Genomic DNA, 5,342 nt, shown 5'->3' with positions numbered 1-5,342 from the left:
CCGTTTTTCCTACAAAAACTTTACGCTAGCTGATGACATAGTCTAACTTATCTTTATGCCGCTACTCGGCTCCTTATTCAGCCAAAATTTGGTTTACTATTTTTTATTATTAGTTAACAATATAAAGATATTCAAAGAGTAAATTTTGTAAATAAAATTCGTCTTTTTTTTATAAAAATACTGCCCTATCCTACCCGAAATCGCCATTTGGTGTAGGGACATTCAGGTATAAATCTGTCATAATATACTTGAAGGACGAAGCAACGGCTCGCGTTCATACCGATGAAGATAAAATATGCTATTGTTAAACAAAAGCTGGAGGTGTTATTATGGCAAGCTTAACTGTAAATCCTGACTACAAGCTTATCGGCAACAATATCAAACAAATGCGCACCAAATCACAGGTGTCTCAGCAAAGCCTGGCAAAAGCGATTAATATTTCCCAAACCCACATGAGCAATCTGGAAAACGGTAAGACCGGCGTAAGCCTGGCAATTGCCATCCGTATCTCCCAACATCTTAAATGCAGCCTGGATGAGCTGATTTTCGGCACTAATAAAAAATCTTATCCGGCAGCAAGCAAGCCATTGAGCGACCACACTGTTGATGAATTCAATCAGCTTCTGAAGCGCTCTCTGGCAGAAATGATGTTTCAATGTCTGCAGCACCCGGAAGTCCAAAATGTAAAATAAATCGAGCTGCTTTTCAGTTCTATCCTTAAAGCCGCTGCGTCCCTTTGGACGCAGCGCTTTTTGTATGCAAAAACCCCGCCATTGTGGCGGGGTTAAAAAGAGCTTAAGCGGTGAGCAAAGAAAAGAAGCTCCTAATGTGTTAATATACTAATGACCTGCCAGTCAAAGTAAAAAACACATTAGGAGAACATTAAAATGCCGAAAAAGCAAGATAATATCGTAAATAGTTTAGCACATACCAAGTGGAATTGTAAGTACCATATAGTATTTGCGCCCAAATATCGTAGAAAAATTTTTTATGAAGAAAAAAGATTGGCAATAATGGATATATTAAGAACAATATGCGGATGGAAAGGAGTAGAAATAATAGAGGGAGAAGTATGTCCAGATCATGTACATCTGTTGTTAAGTATCCCGCCCAAAATGAGCGTTTCGTATTTCGTAGGATACTTAAAAGGAAAAAGTAGTCTGATGATGTTTCAACGGTTTGGAAATATGAAATTTGCATATTGAAATCGCGAATTTTGGTGTAAGGGATACTATGTAGATACAGTAGGTAAAAATACTACTGCAATAAAAGAATACATAGCAAATCAATTGGAGCGAGATAAAGAAATGGACCAGTTAGTGTTATTTGATCTAAAGATCCATTTATGAGTAGCAAGTAATAATTGCATGGCTGGCAGGCCAATAAAAGACACATTTATGTGTGGCTGCTGAAGATAGGGCTATGCCCGAAAAATAAAAGCCACCCGCTAGGCGGGTGGATCTTTACTTTCTAGTAATGCAAGGTATTCCTTACTGTAGCTACGTAGAAAAAAGCAGTAAAAATTCACAATTTAATTGCGCTTGATAGCTTGTCAATTTTATCTTAATTTTCTTGTTTTTTATCGTTTGAAACTCCGTTTTTAGTTTACAAGATATAGTCATCTTTTAAATTAATAAACTATGTTTGTAAATTGATTTTATTTGACTGTAGTTAAACCGCGATATTATAATAATTATAATGAGAGGATGAAGAATCCGGCAAAAAATGAACAATATATTCCTTATCCAATATGTACTTATATCTACGTTGCTGTAAATCTTTTTCCTCTAAAGGCTTAACTCACATAATACAAAAAATTTCAGAGGAGTGTGATTTTTATGAAAAAGACTATGTCGAAAAAAATTGTTGCCATTATGGTTTGCACTGCTGCTTTGGCCGGTATTTATGGTGGGCCGGTGTACGCAGAGAGTTTGTACAAAGGCAATCTAAGTGATATAGTATATGTAAAAGGAGGATCTACAGGGTTCCCCCGTATTACCGACCTTGATTTGGATAAAGTTACAATTGATGGCACTAATGGCTCTATTACTATAAACGGTCAAAAAATCCAAACTGATAATATGAATAATATTTATGTGAATACAGGTCTCCATACCACAGGCCAAATTACTGTAGATGATCATTTGTCTGTTAGTAGAAACGCGACTGTAAAAGGCACACTGGCAGTTGGTACAGATGGCGGCCAATTCATTGTAGGCGAAAATGGTGCTATCAGTGCTGCCGGCAGCAACTTCTCTGTAGCAGCTGATGGTGCAACAGCAGTAAAATCTACCCTTGATGCGGAAGGAAAGTCAACCCTCAAAGGAGGTTTAGAAGTTACCGGTGGTGCTACTACAGACACACTGTCTGTTACCGGCGCTGCAACTGCTGGTAGCCTGAACGTTACCAACAACGCAGCTGTTGGCGGCGGTTTAAATGTTACCGGTGGCACTACTACAGATACCTTGACTGTTACTGGCAATTCTAACCTCCAAGGTGACCTGACTGTTACCGGCGATTCTAAACTTAACGGTAAACTCGAAGTTGATGGCACTTTTTCCGCTGCAGAAGGCAATTTCTTTGTAGCAGCTGACGGCGCAACAGATATTGCTGCGAACCTGAATGTTAAAGATGACATCGTTTCCGAAGGAGGCGACGTTAAAATCAAAGACAAAAACACTAACGAAATCAAACTTTCCGACCTTGGCTATCTCGGTGATCTGGATCAAGAACTGACTGCTCATTCTGAGTACAACGGCACTGCAGTTGGAGCCTTCAATGCAGAGGCTGCTATCCGCCGCGGCGAAATCGCCCGCCTTGATAACCGTATCGACGAACTGGATACCCGCGTAAATAAGGTTGGTGCAATGGCTGCTGCTATCGCTTCCCTGAAATCTATCGGCTACTCCCCCGAAGCTCCTACCGAATTCTCCGTTGGCGTAGGCCAGTACAAAGGTAAAACCGGTATTGCTCTTGGCTTCTTCCACTATCCGAACAAAGACTTCATGCTGAACTTCAGCATGTCCAGCTCCAGCGGCGAAATGATGGGCGGCATTGGTGCAACCTGGCGCTTTGGCAAGGCTAAAGGCTAAACAGATAATCAGCAGACCTTCACATCGGTGTATGCAAACTAAAGCTTTAGTAAAGCAACAATAAAATAGCTGTTATCGAATACTGGTGTCATCCGCGTGGCACCAGTATTCTTATGTCAAGATAATGACGCACTCCCAAACTAAAAATCAAATTTTTCTTAAAATGCTTTTAAAAGACTTTACTAATTGAGAAAAAACAGTTATGATTATATATAGAATAGGCTTTTAAGCTATATTTAATTGGAGGTAATGTAAATGAAAAAATTAGTTTTAGTCTTAACTATGCTGCTTGCATTTGCATTTAGCAGTCTGGCATTTGCTGCTGACGGCGGCGATTTGAACAAGGAGCAAAGAACCGCTGAAAAGATGATGACAGCTCTTGAAGGTGATGCTGCTACCAGCTATGCAACATTTGCTCCGGCTCTTAGCGCTGAACTGAGCAAAACAATGGACCAGAAAAACTTCACTGCTATCCAAAGACAGGTTAAGCAACAATTTGGTTCCTTAAAGGAAACTAAATTTTTCAGCTTTGAGCGCTATGACCAGGCAGATAAGGTAACCTATATCGCAGGCTTCTCCAAAGAAAAAATCGTAGTTATGTCCTTTGTCTTCGGCAAAGATGCTAAGTTGCAAAACTTCAGCTTCTCTCCGTACAAAGCACCGGAACAAGCTCCTGCTGAAAAGAAATAAGACCTTTTGCACTGCATCCTGCTGCCCAAGCCGTGGGATGCAGTTTTTTATTGCTTATAACCAACCTTTCGCTTATAATTAACTTATCCAAAAATTTTTAGGGAGTAGGTATATATTTATGGAAAGAGAAAGCTTTTCCTCACGTCTTGGCTTTATTTTAATATCTGCCGGCTGTGCTATCGGCTTAGGCAATGTCTGGCGTTTCCCGTTTATTACGGGCTTATACGGAGGTGCCTCCTTCGTTTTAATTTATCTTTGCTTTTTGCTGCTTTTGGGCTTGCCCATCATGGTAGCGGAATTTGCTGTCGGCCGTGCTAGTGTACGCAGCGCTGCAAAATCCTTCGACGTACTGGAGCCTGCCGGTACAAAATGGCATCTTTATAAATACGGTGCTATTGCCGGCAACGTTCTTCTGATGATGTTCTATACCACGGTTTCCGGCTGGATGCTGTATTATTTCTACAAAATGGCTGTCGGCGGCTTTGTTGGTCTGGACGCCAAAGGTGTCGGCAACGTTTTCGGCAGTCTGCTGAGCGACCCCGTAACTATGGCAGGCAATATGATTATTATCGTTCTCTCCTGCTTCGGTGTCTGCTATCTAGGCGTCAAAGCCGGCGTTGAGCGTATCACCAAAAATATGATGGCCTGTCTGCTGCTGCTCATGCTGATTCTGGCAATAAACTCCATTACTCTGCCCAACAGTTCCGCAGGTCTTAAATATTATCTCTATCCTGACTTCAACAGAGTGCTGGAGCACGGTATCCGCGAGGTAGTTTTCGCCGCTATGGGACAAGCCTTCTTCACGCTGAGCCTTGGCATCGGCGCACTGGCTATCTTCGGCAGCTACATCGGCAAGGAACAGCGCCTGACCGGTGAAGCAATGTGGATTATGGCACTGGATACCTTTGTAGCGATTGTTTCCGGCCTAATTATTTTCCCGGCCTGCTTCAGCTTCGGCATCAACCCCGACAGCGGTCCAAACCTGCTGTTCATCACCCTCCCCAACGTGTTCAACGCCATGAGCGGCGGCCGTATCTGGGGTACTCTGTTCTTCCTGTTCATGCTTTTCGCAGCCATGTCTACAGTAATCGCTGTATTCGAAAACATTACCTCCTGCATCTGCGATTTAACCGGTTGGGAGCGCAAAAAGACTATTCGCTTTAACATTATCGCGATTATCCTGCTTTCCCTGCCCTGCGTGCTGGGTTTCAATCTGTGGGGCCACATTCAGCCCTTGGGCAAAGGCACCTGCATTCTTGACCTCGAAGACTTCCTTGTCAGCAACAATTTGCTGCCCTTGGGCAGTCTGATTTATCTCAGCTTCTGCACCAGCCGTTACGGTTGGGGCTGGGATAACTTTATTGCAGAGGCAGATACCGGTAAGGGCATTCCCTTCCCCAAATGGATTCGCTTCTATGCTACCTACATTCTGCCGCTGATAGTGCTGTATATCTTCTTCAACGGATACTATGCTATGTTCGTAAAATAAGGTTGCGTTGACAGTTTACGTCAGTGCATTTATAATTATTATATAAATATAAGAACAAAAAGAGGTAAGAC

The 5,342-nt window shown here is 42.2% G+C and carries 4 protein-coding genes and 1 pseudogene; all 5 read left to right on the top strand.

Annotated features, from left to right (window positions below; genetic code table 11):
- Positions 1-329 precede the first annotated feature (329 nt).
- Positions 330-692: a helix-turn-helix transcriptional regulator gene (locus tag HMPREF9443_RS03230; protein ID WP_009145077.1), complete on the top strand. Its 363-nt coding sequence runs from the start codon at positions 330-332 to the stop codon at positions 690-692.
- Between the two features lie 195 nt (positions 693-887).
- A pseudogene (gene tnpA, locus HMPREF9443_RS03225) lies at positions 888-1,360 on the top strand (IS200/IS605 family transposase).
- 478 nt (positions 1,361-1,838) lie between these two features.
- The gene (locus tag HMPREF9443_RS03220; protein ID WP_009145075.1) at positions 1,839-3,092 is read left to right on the top strand and encodes a YadA-like family protein; all 1,254 of its coding nucleotides are present in this window, start codon (positions 1,839-1,841) and stop codon (positions 3,090-3,092) included.
- Between the two features lie 255 nt (positions 3,093-3,347).
- Complete coding sequence (locus HMPREF9443_RS03215) at positions 3,348-3,782, top strand: DUF3887 domain-containing protein (protein WP_009145074.1); 435 nt, start codon at positions 3,348-3,350, stop codon at positions 3,780-3,782.
- Between the two features lie 118 nt (positions 3,783-3,900).
- A complete protein-coding gene (locus HMPREF9443_RS03210; RefSeq protein ID WP_009145073.1) occupies positions 3,901-5,271 on the top strand; it encodes a sodium-dependent transporter in 1,371 nt (456 codons plus the stop codon).
- Positions 5,272-5,342 lie beyond the last annotated feature (71 nt).

The sequence above is a fragment of the Phascolarctobacterium succinatutens YIT 12067 genome, from assembly GCF_000188175.1.
GTDB lineage: Bacteria > Bacillota > Negativicutes > Acidaminococcales > Acidaminococcaceae > Phascolarctobacterium_A > Phascolarctobacterium_A succinatutens.
This window is presented reverse-complemented; position numbering and strand designations above follow the sequence as displayed.

Excerpts from the sequence above, each read along its gene's own strand:
- HMPREF9443_RS03220 (WP_009145075.1), top strand. The coding sequence starts at position 1,839 with ATGAAAAAGACTATGTCGAAAAAAATTGTTGCCATTATGGTTTGCACT.
- HMPREF9443_RS03210 (WP_009145073.1), top strand. The coding sequence starts at position 3,901 with ATGGAAAGAGAAAGCTTTTCCTCACGTCTTGGCTTTATTTTAATATCT.
- HMPREF9443_RS03230 (WP_009145077.1), top strand. The coding sequence starts at position 330 with ATGGCAAGCTTAACTGTAAATCCTGACTACAAGCTTATCGGCAACAAT.
- HMPREF9443_RS03215 (WP_009145074.1), top strand. The coding sequence starts at position 3,348 with ATGAAAAAATTAGTTTTAGTCTTAACTATGCTGCTTGCATTTGCATTT.